The sequence below is a fragment of the Bacillus siamensis KCTC 13613 genome, from assembly GCF_000262045.1.
Lineage (GTDB): Bacteria > Bacillota > Bacilli > Bacillales > Bacillaceae > Bacillus > Bacillus siamensis.
In genome coordinates this window covers 71,051-85,827 of record NZ_AJVF01000037.1, presented here as the reverse complement: position 1 = coordinate 85,827, position 14,777 = coordinate 71,051, and the positions used below count along the sequence as shown (strand labels likewise).

The window sequence follows — 14,777 nt, the reverse complement described above, 5'->3', positions numbered from 1 at the left end:
AATGGGGGAAAAAAGTAAGAGTACTGGGGAAGCTGGAGAGACTGTTGCAAAAAAATTTCTCGAAAAGTTAGGTTGGAATAATTTATTAGAGGGATATGATATCAAATGTTTACACTCTGCAGAACACAGAATCAACCAATCAAAGCGTAGGACGCACGGTTTAGATTTTTTTGCAAGTTATGAGTCTCCTTTAATAAACCATAGACTTGATTGTATACCTGTATCTATGAAGTATCGTAAAGAATACCCTAAAAAAAATCCTACTGCAGAATTTAAGGATTTTATAATTGATATTTCTGGTGCGAAAGAGTGTTTGAAATATAATAATATAGCAAACTTAAAAAAAACAAAGTCAATTAAGCAAAAAAAATTTAGCGGAGTAATATTATGGTTAGCATATAATGAGGATCAAGAAACAGATATAATTGAAAGGATTACTGATTTCCGATCTACAGAAACTTTTGATAATAATTATGGAACTGTCTACTTAGTTGACAATAAACGAGCGAACTTTATTTTAGGAATTTTTGATTTTTTAAAAAGTGGTTATTCTGATTATCAACATGAATTCTTTTATCCTAAAACTTCATACCAATTAAATCAAGATATTACTACAGTAAGATCAAGCGGTGAGATTCTTCCTTTGCAATTTGTAAATAGCAGCGTTATACCAATTAAATTAATAAAAGAACAAAAAAGTGATTCGGAGGAAATTCTGGTTCTTTTTTCAATTACTGGGTTTGATCGAGATCATTTTAAAAGATTTGTAGGAATGTCTTATTCTTTGACAGTTGGATGGGGAAATAAAATCATTTTCTGTTTTCCCGACTATCATAAGTTAACCCATGAGCACTCAATTAGTGAAGTTTTACATAGTTTCGAGGATCAAAAATATGCTAACAAAATAGAAGTGCGAAAGTTCTCTTTTGGAGACTTCAGAAAATTGGAGGATTGATGATGGAAAATGAAAAAGCACTCCATTTGAGTTATCTGTTACCTTATGGGGATAGTTTAAAACCATTATTACTATCTTCTAATCTCAGCAATTCGGATCTTAAAAGTCTTCTTGCTGATAGAGGCGTTTTTATTTCAGATCCTACCGACGAGAACACAATACCCATTTTAACTACTTGTTTATTAGCGCCTTATGAATTTGAGAAGTTAAAAGAGAAACAAAAAACAAAAGAAGATAGTATAAAAAGGCGTTCTCAATCTTTAAAATGGAATGACGAAGCAGACTTTATAGGTGCTTTTGTTAACTCTGAAGAAATAAATTTTAATTCTATAATAGAGAATGAAGAAAAAAACTTTGAGATATTAGGAGCTCCAAGTTTTACAATTGAAAATAAAAATGAAGTTATTCTTCAATATGAGATAGAAAGACATGATTTAACCAAAAATTGGACTGATCACTTTACTAATCATAAAGGATTAATAAAACTCTTCAAAAATGACAATAATGAAGTTCAAATTACAATGGAGCATACATCGACTGAAACTAAAGAATGTAATGAAACATTTATGAGAAAGATAGTTGAAAACTTTAAAAAAGAGAAGTTTATAGAAGAAAAAGAAGAACCTAAGAAAATTACTTCTAATATGTTTAAAACGGAACATCGTAATAAATTCTTATTGGGTTTACTGGGGAACTTTGGTGATCTGGAGTTTATAGAAGTAACAAATATAGAATTTGGTCCAGACACTAGTGTAGAAGAATTTCCTGATGAAATAAAGTTGCTTACAGATCAGGTTAACAAAATTGTACTTGATGGAAAATCTTTGCACTCTTCTGATTTATTAACAGATGAATCGTACAATAGGTTAATAATATTAGAAGAAATAGAAGCAAGTTATAAATTAATATATAATTCTCACACATTAAAGTGTAAAATCAATTATGGTTTTCCAAAGTTGCTGAAAAAAAAGAGTGAAAAAAATATCGAGTTCGAATTCAATATAAATAATATTGGAGGAATAAAACACTTAAATAAAAGACAGTGTGAAAGAGCACTTTATGATTCCTTTGAGAACTTTATAGCCCATAAATTAAAAGAGATTATGACAAAGTAATTTAGAGATATGTTATAGTTCCTCTTCTTGTTTACAGTTAAACACAGGGTGTTTTTAAGTAAAGTGATTACGGTGAGAAATAAAAAACCTACTCTATGAGCAGGTTTTTTAACTATTTTACATTAAGTCTTGCACATTTCTAATTTTTGCTTGCAATTTATCGACCTTATTAAGTTCATATTCATAATCACAGTTTTCCTCTAAAACAAAATTCATAGTTTCAAAGAAACTTCTCGCATTCTTTAAGAGTGATTCGAAAAAATCAAGTTTCGGCAGTAATACTTTTTGTTTTTGGTCAATTTCAAATAACAACATATCATTCGATATTGATTTCATTTTCAATAGAAGGGGTTGATCTGGAAAATAAGTTTCGCTTTTTCCTGTTTCAATAGCTTCTTCAATTAGATTTAAAAAATAAGCCCATAATTGGTCAATCAGGTCCCACATCGTGACATCAAGCAATTCTTGTTCACCATATTTTAAAATAATCGCTCCTGATAAATAGTTTGGGTCTAACTGTGATTTCATGTTCTTAAGTTCCCCTATATTGTTAAGTGGGACAAAGTAATCGTCAACATTATTTTTTAAGACTGAAAGATTCTTTATCTTCTTATTTGGCTTGAAAATTAATGATTGTATATAAAACATTTTACCTCTCCTATTTTTCCGGATAGAATTGACCTACTCTTCCTTTTTGAAAGCCTACAACATATTGCTGACCCTTATACGTTCCTCTAATTTGATAACTGAATTTTGTTCCTTTTTGTACTAACTCTTCACGGTTTTGTTTCATGATTGATTCTATCGCATCTGCAACATCGCTAACAGTCATCTCTTTATTGAGAAAAGATTGACGAGACTTAACTGAACCATCCCATAAACTAGGATGATGGCGCTCTAAAATATGCTTCATTCCACGTTTATCAATGAGAAATGACTGTCCTCCAAAAATGTATTTTCTGCTTTGAAAAGTCTCTAATTCGTTTACAACTTCATGCGGCTTTGCTTTTTTTATACCATGTGTAGCAGACTGGTTCTTAAAAACTTCAAGTGCAGAGTTTTTATAACTCTGTCCATCAATTGTGTTGAAAGGAAAAGTTCCTGAACCGCCAGCCATTGCATATTGTTGTTCAAAAACATTTGGTATTTTAACGTATTCAATACCTTTTTTTATTCCTGCTTTTGAAACTTCGAGCGTCTTAATTGCAGCAACTTTTGAACCGGCTTTTGCAACTTTGGATACTTTATCAATACCCTTCGGACCAGCTATTGCAAGAACAACAGTGCTGCCGACATAGGACACCCATTTTGCCCTGCTGTAGCTATCTCCATTAATCATATCACGTTGGAAAGTGTCTTCTATGTCTTTTGCTATGATCTTATAAGTATCGATTGGATGTAAGAAGGCGTTCACCGTTCCAGAAAGCGTTTCAATAGGGTGCATTGCAAGTTGATAGAGACCCATCACGGTATCTTTACCGGCTTCATACATTCCAACTGCAATACCTTTTCCGATATCGGCTTTTTGTTGAAGTTCTTCGAGCTGGCGGAAATAAACTTTTTGGTCAGGCTCCAAATTCTCGTATCCAATTTTTTCAGCAATTTTTAAATACTCGTCAGGATCTGTTACATTTACAAGCTGTTTTTTCAAATCTTTAATTTCACGTTTTTTAGCTTCTTCTTTTTTGATCTTTAAATAAGCTTTAGATTGCTTTTCGATATCGCCTTTTTTCTTATGTATGTCACTCTCGCGATAAGCCTTGGCATTATAATGTATGGGTGAAGCGTTTTTGCCCTTACCTGTTGATTCCTGTAACTTTTGAAAGTCTGCTTTAATAAATTGTTCGTTAGGTTCAGTCATTGCATATTCAGTTTTTAAGTGTTCGTCCACATCGTCTATTTTATCAATAGTCTTTTTCCGTTTGTTTTCGGCGGAAGAGAGCTCATCCTTAAAAGTCTCTGTTGAAAATAAATCAAGTGGAAGAATGTCATCAATATCAATCAGGATATCTTTCATTGCTTTCTTCTGCTCGGACATCATTGCTTGTGATTTTCTATATGCGTTTGCCAATTCGTGTTCTAAGAAGGATTCTTCGATATATGCATCTGATAGGCTGGCATCTTCCAGAATACCGGAGATACTAGTAAGGAAAGCGATTTTCATATCAATGAAATCAATCCATTGATCAGCCACACCGGTGTGATCGTGAAAAAATGCTTTAATATTGTTTGCTCCCTTCCCAGAGAACTCACTATCATCAAGATCAGCAACAGCCTTAAATGCTTTTTTCAAATTAATCATTTGATTTTTCAATTCTTTATAATCTTTTGCTCGGTTTTCAGCTTCAGATAACAAAGACCTTGCTTCAAATACCTTCATTGTCCAATCCTTTCAGCAAGTTTATATCTAAATATTACCATGGATAGGATGTGAAGTTCGAAAAAAATGTTGAAGAAGAGGTAATGAATTGAACGTAATGAGATTTGGAGAAGTGGGGAAGTAAGGGTGTTTTTTGCTCACCAATTATTAACCATAATTCATTCAAACCTATAGAAATGATGTAGGGTGATGTTAGAAAGTGTAATGAAAACAAGCTTTCATAGATTCTTTTGAGGAAATGGCACATATGCCGGGGATGGCGACCGACTTGGTCTGTATAAGAAAACACCTGGTTATGAAGAAGTTAAAGGGAAGGAAACGAAGTTGGAAGAGTAGATTTATATGTCTGCTCCTTTTTTATGCTTAAAATTTCTTTCCCTATTTTTTAGAGGTTTGGGGCTATTTGTCTGACTCTAGTGAAAATGATTTAGCCTCTACAGTTTTTTTCATCAGTAAAGCATCTATACTATCGGGTATTTTTTAAAAATAAATTAATATGAATGCACCTGCAGATGCAGAGAATACAGAATAGTCAAGAGAAGTCTTAAAACCTGTTCCTACTGTTAAACCTAGAGCGAAAATAATCAACATAGCACCACTCAATACAGCAGTTATTCTTGTTTATAAGAGACTATATAAACCGACGATTAATGCAGTCTTTAATATAAGTATCGCTTTCTTATGCAAGAGAAACGAAAAAACATAATATGACTTGTAATTTAAAGGCATCTTTAAGCACAAAAAAGCTCTAACTAATTAATTTAGTCAGAGCTTTTTTTTATGAAGTATTCCCGAGTATCTATCCTGGTTTTTTTAGGCAATACTGCGTCCAATTCTTTATTTAACCATGCGAGCGTTTTATTACGAAGATAATTACGCATGTGTTCTTCTGCTTCAAGCATTACCAAGTTAATTGTACAAGAGGAATTGCTGGATTCACAGGAGTCGCATTTGTCTCGATAAAGCAGACCATTGCTTACAATATTTTTACATTGAAAAATGGGTTTTGGTCCTTCAACAGCCTCTATTACATCCCAAAAGGAAATATCTTCTGGGGTTTTTGCTAACCTATATCCTCCCTTTACACCAGGGACAGAATTTACAATACCAGCTTTAGATAATTTACCGAAAACTTTTGAAAGAAATGTTTCTGAAAGTCCTTGGAACTCTGCAAGGTCCCGAATCCCGACACTTTCCTTGGAGGGAACATCTATTAAATAAACCAGGCAATGTAAAGCATATTCAACCCCAACACTATACTGCATATAAACTCACCTGCTTTTGATTTTAAGGGTTATCACATTGTATCTTAGGAGTATTTTTGGTGATAGTCAATCATAAAACCCTTCTTTAGGTATATTATTTGTTCCGTTTGACAAAAAAAAATACAGGGTTTATATTAGAGACCGAGTCAATCGTCGATTAAATTAGTCTTCAATATAAATTAAAAGGAGAGTTTCAAATGAGCAAAACACTTATCATTAACGCACATCCAAAAGTAGATGATACATCGTCATACAGTTTAGGGGTAATGAACCACTTTTTAGAGGCTTACAAAGAATTAATTCCAGAGAGTGAAGAGCTTGAGCAAATTAACTTATATAGTGATGAAGTGCCTATGATTGATAAAACAGTTTTAAGCGCATGGGAAAAGGCAGGCAAGGGCGAAGAACTGACAAGCGAGGAACAAAAAGTAACAGAACGCATGACAGAAGTATTGGAACAATTCAAAAGCGCAAAAACATATGTCATCGTTTTACCTTTGCATAATTTCAATATTCCATCAAAATTAAAAGACTATATGGACAATATCATGATCGCACGTGAAACATTTAAATATACGGACACTGGCTCAGTGGGTCTGCTTAAAGACGGACGAAGAATGCTTGTCATCCAAGCAAGCGGAGGAATCTATACAAATAATGATTGGTATACAGAAGTTGAATACTCTCATAAATACCTGAAATCAATGTTCAATTTCTTAGGTATTGAGGATTATCAAACTATCCGAGTGCAAGGAACAGATGTACTAAATCCGGAGGGTGTATTACAAAAAGCAAATAAAGAAGTTGAAGAAGCTGCTTCAAGATTAGCAGGTAAATAAGAAATAGTGAAGATCATTGTTGCTGGGGGGACTGGAGTAATTGGCCGAGCCCTCCTTCCTGCATTAATACAAAAAGGAAATTTAATGCTCTCTAATGAATATTATCGTATGAGTATTGAAGCAAGACGAAAAATTAAACAAGGGGAGATTATTAATGAAAATCAGGCGGATTCTTTTGACAGCGGAGATTTTAAGTAGTGTATTTTCAATAACTTATTTGCAAGATGATCAAAGTACAGAAGTCAAAGTGGCTGCTGATAGGGTAGGCGCACGAGGGTACTAAAAAGGCTTAATCTTTTTAAAAGGGTAGGCCTTTTTTTGACTATAATTGCTGCCCAATTAGTTGCCCTGAATTTTTGAAAAAGGATAAAATAGGTGTAATAAAGTTGCTATTTTAAAATTAGAATCAATTCATTATCGCAAAAGCAAGAATAACTAATCGGCGAAGAAAGGATAATCAGTCAAATGAAAACATTAGTTATCGTTATACACCCTAATTTGGAAACGTCCGCTGTCAACAAAACCTGGATGAATCGTTTAAAGCAAGAGAATGACATTACGGTTCATGACCTGTACGGTGAATACCCTAATTTTATCATTGATGTAGAAAAAGAGCAGCAGCTCCTGTTAGATCATGAGCGTATCGTTTTTCAGTTCCCAATGTATTGGTACAGCAGTCCCGCGTTACTCAAACAATGGGAAGATGATGTGTTAACACATGGCTGGGCTTATGGAACTGGAGGAACTAAATTGCATGGAAAAGAACTACTCTTAGCTATCTCCTTAGGCGCACCGGAATCTGATTATCAAGCAGGCGGAGAATATAATATCACGATCAGCGAGCTTATCAGACCGTTTCAAGTCACTGCTAACTATATAGGAATGCGTTTTCTTCCTGCCTTTACACAATATGGGACACTTCACCTTTCAAAAGAAGATGTTAAGAACAGTGCGGAGAAATTGGTTGACTATCTTAAAGCTGAGCATTGATCCGGTATTCGCAAGGGAGGCTGAAACAAATTATGTGTTGTGAAAATAAGGGTTTGTGATAGATTTTAATAAACTTAATTTCAAAGTTTTACATCGAATACTGAATTCAGGGGAGCATAGAGCGAGGGCTTAAAATTAATTACAGCAGGGCAATGAGTACATATTACTTGATGAAATGTAGAGTTCCTTGGTCTCTAATCGGTGCCCAATTTGTGCCCAGAATTCATGAAAAATGATGAAAATAGCTGTCAATAAAATAAACAGATGCTTTGAATAGAGGCTTTTGTAAATGACGACATGTTTTTACTAGGTTGAGGGCTCAGCGGGTGAATAACCCGTGGAGGTTCAAGCCCTCTCGGCCGCATCAATGATACCAAGGTTTAGACGCCTTTTTATTTCTTTTTTTTAATGTGTTTTGTGACCAAAAGTGTCCACTAACTTATAGGAAGTCATCTAATTTGTCAGCCATCTCTTTTTGTTTATTAAGATGGTCATATACATGTCAAGAGGTCTATCCAGCAGCTCGGTTGCATACACACGTACATTCTTGGCGTTTCCGCCTTCTTTTTTTCTTATAATCAAATCGCGTTTTTCCAGACTAGAGATAATCTGTGATACAGCACCCCTTGTTCGGTTCCGCTTCAACGCTGCCTCAGTAACTGTAATTCCTGGGTTCTCTTCAATAACACTGAGAGTGTGTACTTCAACCATATGAAAGATCTCACCGGTACCATAATCACGTGCTGTTTTTATATAATCATTGTATGAATAAATATACGATCCACTCAATTATTGAGTGGATCTGTTTGTTTTTTATTTATTTGCGGCAGTCTCTATGTGACGAACAATAGATGAATTAAAACCCTTTACGCAACCAGGTTGTGGCAAGATCAATTGCTCCGCGCGCAGCTTTAGTTTTAGCTAAGGCGTTGAGCATCACGAAATCGTGAATGATACCTTGGAAACGTACGGCAGTGACCGGAACACCGGCTTCACGAAGTTTATTGGCATATGCTTCTCCCTCGTCACGAAGTACATCAGCTTCAGCTGTGATAATCAATGCAGGCGGAAGCCCTTGAAGCTGCTCAGTAGTTGCACGTAGAGGTGATGCTGTAATTTCAGCACGCTCGTTCGAATTGGTTGTGTACTGATCCCAAAACCACATCATCGCGTCCTTGCGTAAAAAGTATCCTGTAGCAAACTGGTGATAGGATTCCGTATCGAAAGAAGCGTCTGTTACCGGATAGAAAAGTAATTGTTGCCGGATATTCAAGTCACCTCGTGCTTTGGCCATTAGCGTGACAGCAGCAGTCATATTGCCGCCAACACTATCACCTGCAATTGTTAGACTCTCGGGAATCATGCCGTTCTCACGGCCATTGTCAGCTGCCCATTTCACTACTGCATAGATTTCTTCAATAGCTGTCGGATATTTTGCTTCTGGAGATAAGGTGTAATTTGGAAAGACAATAGCAGCTTGTGCTCCAACTGCTAGCTCACGGATGAGCCGATCATGTGTATGCTCATTACCAAATACCCAGCCGGCCCCATGAATGTACACGATGACAGGAAGGTGCGCAGGCGCATTCTGTGGGCGCATTATTCTTACTGATACCTGTCCGCTCGGTCCTCCTGAAATCATAATATCTTCAATATCAACTGGCAGTTTATCAATTGGGTCAGATTGGACCTCATCTACAGCTTCTCGTCCTTTCTCAGGTCCAAGGTCGAATAGATAGGGTGGGTTCGCGGTTGCGTCTGCAAATTCTTGAGCTGCTTTTTCTAATTGTACTTTCTTTAACATAGATATCTCTCCTTATATATGTTTTAATCATTATTTTTTTTATTCTATTATCTATTGATCTTGACATCTTTCGTCTTACATTGCTGTTGTAATGATTTGTACATCAATATTTCCGCGAGTAGCTTTAGAATATGGACATACTTGATGAGCTGCATGTGTTAATTCTTCCGCTTGCTCTTGAGATACCCCTTGAATTTCCACCTCCAAAACAACTCCAAGTTTATAACCATTATCACTTTCATCTTTTAATAAACTTACTTTACCAGTAACTGCTGATTCGATTTTTAATCGTTTTCTTTGGGCGGCTAAATGAAGAGCACTGTCATAACAAGCTGAATAGCCTGCTGCAAATAATTGTTCTGGATTTGTCGCCGTGGATACTTGATTTGGTTTTGGCATAGCTAAATCCAAATCAATAATAAGATCATTAGATTTTACATGACCTTCTCTTCCGCCTTTTGTTGTAGCTTCTGCTGTAAAATATACTGTCATCATCAAACACCCCTATAAATTAAATTTAACACAATTGAATTTTAACCAATCTAAATAGCATTGTCAATTAAATTTTTAAAAATTTAATTGTTCTCAATTGAAATTCATAATGAAAATCCTCTAAATTATTGGTTATACAAAAATAAAGAACAGTTTTCGGCAGTTTAAGGTTAGTGTACATAATAACCATATTGAGAAAATAGGAGATCATAGTATAAGTTATGATTAATTAAATTGTTAGTCATTCAATTTTACTTAATGTAATTCTTGTGCTATTATGTGTAACAATGAATATAAATATTGTGAGGGATTTAACATGAAGAATGATGATAAATTACTGTTAAGTAATCATCTATGTTTTGCGATTTATGCAGCTTCCCGTGAAATGATAAAGTTATACCATCCTCTCTTAAAAGAATTAGGAATTACTTATCCGCAGTATTTGGTTCTTCTTGTTTTATGGGAGAAGGAAAAAATATCTGTTAAAGGTTTAGGCGAAGAATTATATCTAGACTCCGGAACATTAACTCCAGTTTTAAAACGACTTGAGGAGCGAGGTCTTATTATAAGAGAGCGTTCAAAAGAGGATGAACGAAGTGTAATTATAACGTTAACAACTGAAGGGAATGAGTTTAAAGAAAAAGTCACATTGATACCTAATGCAGTATTTGATAAAACCGGTTGTAATGAAGAAGAAATTAAAAGTTATAACAAGGAAATTCGTAATTTACTTAACATGCTGACAACTGAGCAATAGTTATAGATGGTGGGCCCAGCGGGTGAATAACCCGTGGAGATTCAAGTCCTCTCGGCCGCATCAATGATACCAAGGGTTTGATACCCTTGGTATTTTTGTTTATAGAAATTTATCTGTTACTGTCCACTTACTTATAGTAGGTCGTATGATTTGTCAGTCATCTTCATCCTTCTGCTGACTGCGTGCGGCGGTAGTAAATAGGATAATGCAATTAATGAAGTGATGAAGCAGGAGAAGAAAGTCAGAAAAGTAATGCGAGGATTCAGATGAGTACAAGAGAGATAACGCTATAATTCGTGTATATGATGACGGGAAGTATATTCAGCTTGCGTTTTATCAGCCAGAAGAAAGTTCTCGCAAGCTTACTACTTGAAAAAGCCATTTTTTCAATCGAAAAATCAATATCAATACGGGGCTGGATTCAATATGATCCAGTCCCTTTTTGTTTTCAGTCTGATGAAATATTTTCCAGGGAGTTATTTAACAATTATTGGTCAATTTTTCTTTTTCAATAATATCCTTTACCACATCCTCAATTGTGATATGCCCAAGAGCTTTTTCCAAGGCAGATTGGGCGATTTCAAATATTGGACCAATTGTACTTTGAATGTTCCGACCTACAGGACATTGAGGATTGGGATTTTCATGTATACTAAACAATTCTTTATCTTGAACAACATTAACTGCTCTATAAACATCAAGTAAGGTGATATCAGTTAAATCCTTCGCTAATTCGGCTCCTGCAATACCTGGCCGTACATTTACTAAACCTGCTTTTTTCAGCATCCCCATAATTTTTCTTATTAAGGCGGGATTTGTATTTACACTCCCAGCTAAAAATTCAGAAGTGCTAATTCCGTCTTCATTTATTTCAACAAGAGCCAATATATGAATTCCTACAGCAAAACGGCTGCTAATAGACATGATTTCTTCACCATCCTAATTACTTTACACTCTTTATAGTACACTTGTAACTGAATGTATTACAAGTTTATTTTACTCTAATATGCTCAATTAACAAGATGATAAACGTATTGACAAATAAACATGATGTAACTAAAATGATTACATGTAATCAATGTGGTTACATTTAAAAATGTTGAATTATTAGGAGGACTGGAAATTGAAAATTGGAATCATTGGTGCAACCGGAAAAGCTGGAAGTCTTATCTTGAAAGAAGCGGTAAGCAGGGGACATGAAGTAACTGCAATTGTAAGAGATGCTGCAAAACTTAAAGAGGATAAGATTTCAATCATTGAAAGAAATATAATTGATCTTACATCGGATGATCTAAAAAAGTTAGATGTAGCAGTTAATGCCTTCGGTGCTCCATTAGGAGAAGAACAGGCACATGTAGATGCTGGCCGGGCATTAATTAGGGCATTAAAAGGAACGGGTACAAGAGCTGTAATTGTAGGTGGAGCAGGGAGTCTTTATGTAGATGAAAATAAAACTGTCAGTGTAATGGATACACCTGATTTCCCTGAGATTTTTATTCCAACAGCTAAAGGGCAAGGCCGTAACTTGCAAGAACTAAAGGAAACTTCTGATATTAACTGGACATTTATCAGTCCTTCAGCGGTATTTGACCCAGACGGGAAAAGAACTGGATTTTATCAGTCAGGAAAAGATCATCTTCTTGTGAATTCGAAAGGCGAAAGTTATATCAGCTATGCAGACTATGCAATTGCAGTATTGGATGAAATCGAAAATCCAAAACATATAAATGAACGTTTTACAGTTGTTGGAGAAGCTGAATAAGTTATTAAGCAGAAACAAAGGCTCTCAGCCGCATCTCAATGATACCAAGGGTTTTGACACCCTTGGTATTTTTTGTTGTAAGTGCATTTGGCATTAAAAAAGTGCTGATCTCTGCACAAAATCTTTGCGCGAGTCTGCACTTTTATTCTGCAAGGTACACTGCCCATTATCATCGATTAGTTTTTAATCCGTTCTTAGCCGAGCTGATACTTGGCTTTTAGAAGTTTTTTTTAAGTGGTTAAAACCAACAAATTTTTTGCCTTCTTCATCCCATAGGCGGAACTTTAACGACTTAAGACTTGTTGCCAGTGTGATGGTCGGAACGTTTTGCAATGGTTCAGTGTTGTTATGCGCGATTTCCAGCTTATAGTTTGGGACTCTTGGGCTTAAATGATGAACATGATGGAAACCGATATTGCCTGTTAACCATTGCATGACTTTTGGAAGCTTATAAAAAGAGCTTCCTTCAACTGCCGCTTTTACATATTCCCACTGCTCATCTTCTTCGAAATATGAATCCTCAAACGTATGCTGAATATAAAACATCCAAATTCCGAGGGATCCCGAAATCATAAAAATTGGCGTCTGGACCAGCAGAAAGTTTTGCCAGCCGATAGCCCAACATAAAAGTGCTGCCAAAGCGACGATCCCCAGGTTCGTTACATATGTATTCATCCGTTCTTTGCGTTTTGCCCCTTTACGATTAAAACGATTGGTAATCCCGAAGACGTAAATCGGTCCGATAATAAACATAACAAACGGATTTCTGTACAAACGGTACATTATTTTTGTCTTAGTTGAGGCTTCTTTATATTCCTCAACAGTCAGTACCCAAATATCGCCCGTACCGCGTTTGTCCAGGTTGCTGCTTGTCGCATGATGGACAGAATGATCGTGTGCCCAATGATCAAACGGATGCAGAGTCAGAATTCCTGTAATTGTTCCAAGGATTCGATTCGCCTTTCGGTTCTTAAAAAATGAATAGTGGCAGCAATCATGAAAGATAATGAAGGTTCTCACTAAAAAACCGGCTGCAACGACAGAAATCGCTAATGTAAGGATATAAGAAATCGACAAGCTCTTATAGGCCAAACACCATAACAGGAAAAATGGCACCAATGTGTTAATGATTTGATAAATGCTTTTTTGTGAATCGGACTTTTCGTAAGGGGTAACCAGTTTTCTCAAAGTCCTTAGGTTTTGTTCATTCATTTTTAAAAGTTTCCCCTTCCCTGATGTTCTTAATCTAAGTATAGAAAACGTTTTAGGCCTTTGAAGTCCCAGCTGTCATCCTTCCTGTATAATAAGTATCTTTCCTCATCCTATGTAAAATGATTGAAGGTCAGAAACTGATCTCCATCTCGATTAAATCTTTATGAGCAATGGCCAGCCGGGATACAAAAAGCGTATGAAGATTATACCCAGCTCTTTATCGGGCCAAACTCTCTCCATGCTCTCCTATGGGAATCGGATTATTTAGACCGTAAACATTCATTGTTTGAAGAACAAACATTACAGTATACCTGAGTGATCGTTTGGAAACATCTGCAGAAACAAAGCTATACCAGTGAACAGCCCTGCTTTTAAAAGAATATCTTGTACTTGAACAAGAAACAGCTGAGCTTTTTTGAAGACACTCGTGATCCATTTTCACGGTGTTTTCAAACCATCGTTGTTAATAGGCATCTTATTTTGCACTGGTATCGACACGTTTAACAAAATGAAACATGATATTAATTTGCAGTTATTTCCGTTTCGTGTTATGATAAAGGAGAATTATTTTTGTTCGTGTAAAGGATAGTATGAATATCGACTTTTCGTCTTGATGATACTTTGGGCAAGGATAGTAATACAATGTGTAACACACTAGGAGGCAACAAAAATGGAACAAGGTACAGTTAAATGGTTTAATGCAGAAAAAGGTTTTGGATTTATCGAACGTGAAAATGGAGACGATGTATTCGTACACTTTTCTGCAATCCAAAGTGACGGGTTCAAATCTTTAGACGAAGGTCAAAAAGTAACGTTTGACGTTGAGCAAGGTGCTCGTGGAGCCCAAGCTGCTAACGTTCAAAAAACTGCTTAATCTTCAATCGTTTATACAAACAGGCTCTTTTATAGGGCCTGTTTTTTTATGTTCTCTGTATAATACTGAATAAAAAACCCTACTCAACGTTCGAGTAGGGACAGATGCTACAAGGTAAAAAAAAGGTTTAAAACCTCAAAGGATTGTTTACAGTATAACATAACGGATTGACGATATGTGGAATATATATAAATGATTTGTAACGGTATGTTATTCTTTGTTACAATTCGCATATCTCTTTTATGAAAAGAAGATAAACAATTGCTATTCACTGTGGAAGCAGTTGTAAGAAATTCTTAAAGATAAAGAGGAGAGGGTTTGTTTTTTCTTCT

The 14,777-nt window shown here is 35.5% G+C and carries 18 protein-coding genes and 2 pseudogenes; 12 read left to right on the top strand and 8 right to left on the bottom strand.

The features are described from left to right. The first annotated feature begins 1 nt into the window (after window position 1). On the top strand, window positions 2–955 hold the full coding sequence (gapS4a, locus tag Y79_RS0107740) for a GapS4a family protein (protein WP_016937158.1): 954 nt from the start codon (window positions 2–4) through the stop codon (window positions 953–955). Window positions 956–957: 2 nt separating this feature from the next. Further along, the gene (gapS4b, locus tag Y79_RS0107735) at window positions 958–2,070 is read left to right on the top strand and encodes a GapS4b family protein (RefSeq protein ID WP_016937157.1); all 1,113 of its coding nucleotides are present in this window, start codon (window positions 958–960) and stop codon (window positions 2,068–2,070) included. A gap of 117 nt (window positions 2,071–2,187) precedes the next feature. Here the strand turns inward: gapS4b and Y79_RS0107730 are convergent, their stop codons facing one another. Beyond that, complete coding sequence (locus Y79_RS0107730) at window positions 2,188–2,598, bottom strand: hypothetical protein (RefSeq protein WP_223152403.1); 411 nt, start codon at window positions 2,596–2,598, stop codon at window positions 2,188–2,190. 130 nt (window positions 2,599–2,728) lie between these two features. Then, entirely contained in the window at window positions 2,729–4,450 is a 1,722-nt protein-coding gene (locus tag Y79_RS0107725; protein ID WP_016937155.1) for a ribonuclease YeeF family protein, read from the bottom strand. Between the two features lie 238 nt (window positions 4,451–4,688). On the opposite strand from Y79_RS0107725, the pseudogene Y79_RS1000000121710 reads away from it, so the two are divergent. Continuing rightward, a pseudogene (locus Y79_RS1000000121710) lies at window positions 4,689–4,786 on the top strand (cystatin-like fold lipoprotein); the annotation flags it as partial. Window positions 4,787–5,211: 425 nt separating this feature from the next. On the opposite strand, the gene Y79_RS0107720 reads toward Y79_RS1000000121710, so the two are convergent. Beyond that, entirely contained in the window at window positions 5,212–5,715 is a 504-nt protein-coding gene (locus Y79_RS0107720; protein ID WP_016937154.1) for an RrF2 family transcriptional regulator, read from the bottom strand. Window positions 5,716–5,912: 197 nt separating this feature from the next. Between Y79_RS0107720 and Y79_RS0107715 the strand changes: the two genes are divergently transcribed. The 4 genes and pseudogenes from Y79_RS0107715 to Y79_RS0107705 all read left to right on the top strand — a co-directional run bounded on the left by Y79_RS0107715 (window position 5,913) and on the right by Y79_RS0107705 (window position 7,544). After that, window positions 5,913–6,554: an FMN-dependent NADH-azoreductase gene (locus tag Y79_RS0107715; RefSeq protein WP_016937153.1), complete on the top strand. Its 642-nt coding sequence runs from the start codon at window positions 5,913–5,915 to the stop codon at window positions 6,552–6,554. Window positions 6,555–6,623: 69 nt separating this feature from the next. Continuing rightward, a pseudogene (locus Y79_RS1000000121215) lies at window positions 6,624–6,752 on the top strand (tetratricopeptide repeat protein); the annotation flags it as partial. Further along, window positions 6,709–6,837, top strand: a complete 129-nt coding sequence (locus tag Y79_RS1000000120750; RefSeq protein WP_076983039.1) for a phosphatase — start codon at window positions 6,709–6,711, stop codon at window positions 6,835–6,837. The pseudogene Y79_RS1000000121215 and the gene Y79_RS1000000120750, both read left to right, overlap by 44 nt. A gap of 182 nt (window positions 6,838–7,019) precedes the next feature. Then, window positions 7,020–7,544: an NAD(P)H-dependent oxidoreductase gene (locus Y79_RS0107705; RefSeq protein ID WP_016937151.1), complete on the top strand. Its 525-nt coding sequence runs from the start codon at window positions 7,020–7,022 to the stop codon at window positions 7,542–7,544. Window positions 7,545–7,997: 453 nt separating this feature from the next. On the opposite strand, the gene Y79_RS01000000120085 is transcribed toward Y79_RS0107705, so the two are convergent. The 3 genes from Y79_RS01000000120085 to Y79_RS0107690 all read right to left on the bottom strand — a co-directional run bounded on the left by Y79_RS01000000120085 (window position 7,998) and on the right by Y79_RS0107690 (window position 9,843). Beyond that, window positions 7,998–8,255, bottom strand: a complete 258-nt coding sequence (locus Y79_RS01000000120085; protein WP_016937150.1) for a MarR family transcriptional regulator — start codon at window positions 8,253–8,255, stop codon at window positions 7,998–8,000. 145 nt (window positions 8,256–8,400) lie between these two features. After that, on the bottom strand, window positions 8,401–9,348 hold the full coding sequence (locus Y79_RS0107695) for an alpha/beta hydrolase (protein ID WP_016937149.1): 948 nt from the start codon (window positions 9,346–9,348) through the stop codon (window positions 8,401–8,403). Window positions 9,349–9,423: 75 nt separating this feature from the next. Further along, entirely contained in the window at window positions 9,424–9,843 is a 420-nt protein-coding gene (locus tag Y79_RS0107690) for an organic hydroperoxide resistance protein (RefSeq protein ID WP_029575264.1), read from the bottom strand. A gap of 313 nt (window positions 9,844–10,156) precedes the next feature. On the opposite strand from Y79_RS0107690, the gene Y79_RS0107685 reads away from it, so the two are divergent. Together Y79_RS0107685 and Y79_RS1000000121960 are read left to right on the top strand one after the other, a co-directional pair. Further along, window positions 10,157–10,597 (top strand): MarR family winged helix-turn-helix transcriptional regulator, encoded by a 441-nt coding sequence (locus tag Y79_RS0107685; protein ID WP_016937147.1) that lies wholly within the window; start codon window positions 10,157–10,159, stop codon window positions 10,595–10,597. A 289-nt stretch (window positions 10,598–10,886) separates the two neighbouring features. Beyond that, window positions 10,887–10,970, top strand: a complete 84-nt coding sequence (locus Y79_RS1000000121960) for a hypothetical protein (RefSeq protein WP_327816083.1) — start codon at window positions 10,887–10,889, stop codon at window positions 10,968–10,970. Between the two features lie 107 nt (window positions 10,971–11,077). On the opposite strand, the gene Y79_RS0107680 is transcribed toward Y79_RS1000000121960, so the two are convergent. Further along, entirely contained in the window at window positions 11,078–11,521 is a 444-nt protein-coding gene (locus Y79_RS0107680; protein ID WP_016937146.1) for an Rrf2 family transcriptional regulator, read from the bottom strand. A 199-nt stretch (window positions 11,522–11,720) separates the two neighbouring features. Here Y79_RS0107680 and Y79_RS0107675 point away from each other — a divergent pair, with 199 nt between their 5' ends. Next, on the top strand, window positions 11,721–12,359 hold the full coding sequence (locus tag Y79_RS0107675) for an NAD(P)-dependent oxidoreductase (protein WP_016937145.1): 639 nt from the start codon (window positions 11,721–11,723) through the stop codon (window positions 12,357–12,359). Between the two features lie 183 nt (window positions 12,360–12,542). Here Y79_RS0107675 and desA read toward each other — a convergent pair whose 3' ends face one another. After that, window positions 12,543–13,571: a Delta(5) desaturase DesA gene (desA, locus tag Y79_RS0107670; RefSeq protein ID WP_016937144.1), complete on the bottom strand. Its 1,029-nt coding sequence runs from the start codon at window positions 13,569–13,571 to the stop codon at window positions 12,543–12,545. A 183-nt stretch (window positions 13,572–13,754) separates the two neighbouring features. On the opposite strand from desA, the gene Y79_RS1000000121955 reads away from it, so the two are divergent. Together Y79_RS1000000121955 and cspC are read left to right on the top strand one after the other, a co-directional pair. Then, the gene (locus Y79_RS1000000121955) at window positions 13,755–13,886 is read left to right on the top strand and encodes a molecular chaperone TorD family protein (RefSeq protein WP_081484456.1); all 132 of its coding nucleotides are present in this window, start codon (window positions 13,755–13,757) and stop codon (window positions 13,884–13,886) included. A gap of 355 nt (window positions 13,887–14,241) precedes the next feature. Further along, entirely contained in the window at window positions 14,242–14,445 is a 204-nt protein-coding gene (gene cspC / locus Y79_RS0107665; RefSeq protein WP_003156143.1) for a cold shock protein CspC, read from the top strand. The last annotated feature ends 332 nt before the right edge of the window (window positions 14,446–14,777 follow it).

Excerpts from the sequence above, each read along its gene's own strand:
- desA (WP_016937144.1), bottom strand. The coding sequence starts at position 13,571 with ATGAATGAACAAAACCTAAGGACTTTGAGAAAACTGGTTACCCCTTAC.
- Y79_RS01000000120085 (WP_016937150.1), bottom strand. The coding sequence starts at position 8,255 with ATGGTTGAAGTACACACTCTCAGTGTTATTGAAGAGAACCCAGGAATT.
- Y79_RS0107685 (WP_016937147.1), top strand. The coding sequence starts at position 10,157 with ATGAAGAATGATGATAAATTACTGTTAAGTAATCATCTATGTTTTGCG.
- Y79_RS0107730 (WP_223152403.1), bottom strand. The coding sequence starts at position 2,598 with ATGAAATCACAGTTAGACCCAAACTATTTATCAGGAGCGATTATTTTA.
- Y79_RS0107720 (WP_016937154.1), bottom strand. The coding sequence starts at position 5,715 with ATGCAGTATAGTGTTGGGGTTGAATATGCTTTACATTGCCTGGTTTAT.
- Y79_RS0107690 (WP_029575264.1), bottom strand. The coding sequence starts at position 9,843 with ATGATGACAGTATATTTTACAGCAGAAGCTACAACAAAAGGCGGAAGA.
- gapS4b (WP_016937157.1), top strand. The coding sequence starts at position 958 with ATGGAAAATGAAAAAGCACTCCATTTGAGTTATCTGTTACCTTATGGG.
- cspC (WP_003156143.1), top strand. The coding sequence starts at position 14,242 with ATGGAACAAGGTACAGTTAAATGGTTTAATGCAGAAAAAGGTTTTGGA.
- gapS4a (WP_016937158.1), top strand. The coding sequence starts at position 2 with ATGGGGGAAAAAAGTAAGAGTACTGGGGAAGCTGGAGAGACTGTTGCA.
- Y79_RS0107705 (WP_016937151.1), top strand. The coding sequence starts at position 7,020 with ATGAAAACATTAGTTATCGTTATACACCCTAATTTGGAAACGTCCGCT.
- Y79_RS0107680 (WP_016937146.1), bottom strand. The coding sequence starts at position 11,521 with ATGTCTATTAGCAGCCGTTTTGCTGTAGGAATTCATATATTGGCTCTT.
- Y79_RS0107695 (WP_016937149.1), bottom strand. The coding sequence starts at position 9,348 with ATGTTAAAGAAAGTACAATTAGAAAAAGCAGCTCAAGAATTTGCAGAC.
- Y79_RS0107715 (WP_016937153.1), top strand. The coding sequence starts at position 5,913 with ATGAGCAAAACACTTATCATTAACGCACATCCAAAAGTAGATGATACA.
- Y79_RS1000000120750 (WP_076983039.1), top strand. The coding sequence starts at position 6,709 with ATGAAAATCAGGCGGATTCTTTTGACAGCGGAGATTTTAAGTAGTGTA.
- Y79_RS0107725 (WP_016937155.1), bottom strand. The coding sequence starts at position 4,450 with ATGAAGGTATTTGAAGCAAGGTCTTTGTTATCTGAAGCTGAAAACCGA.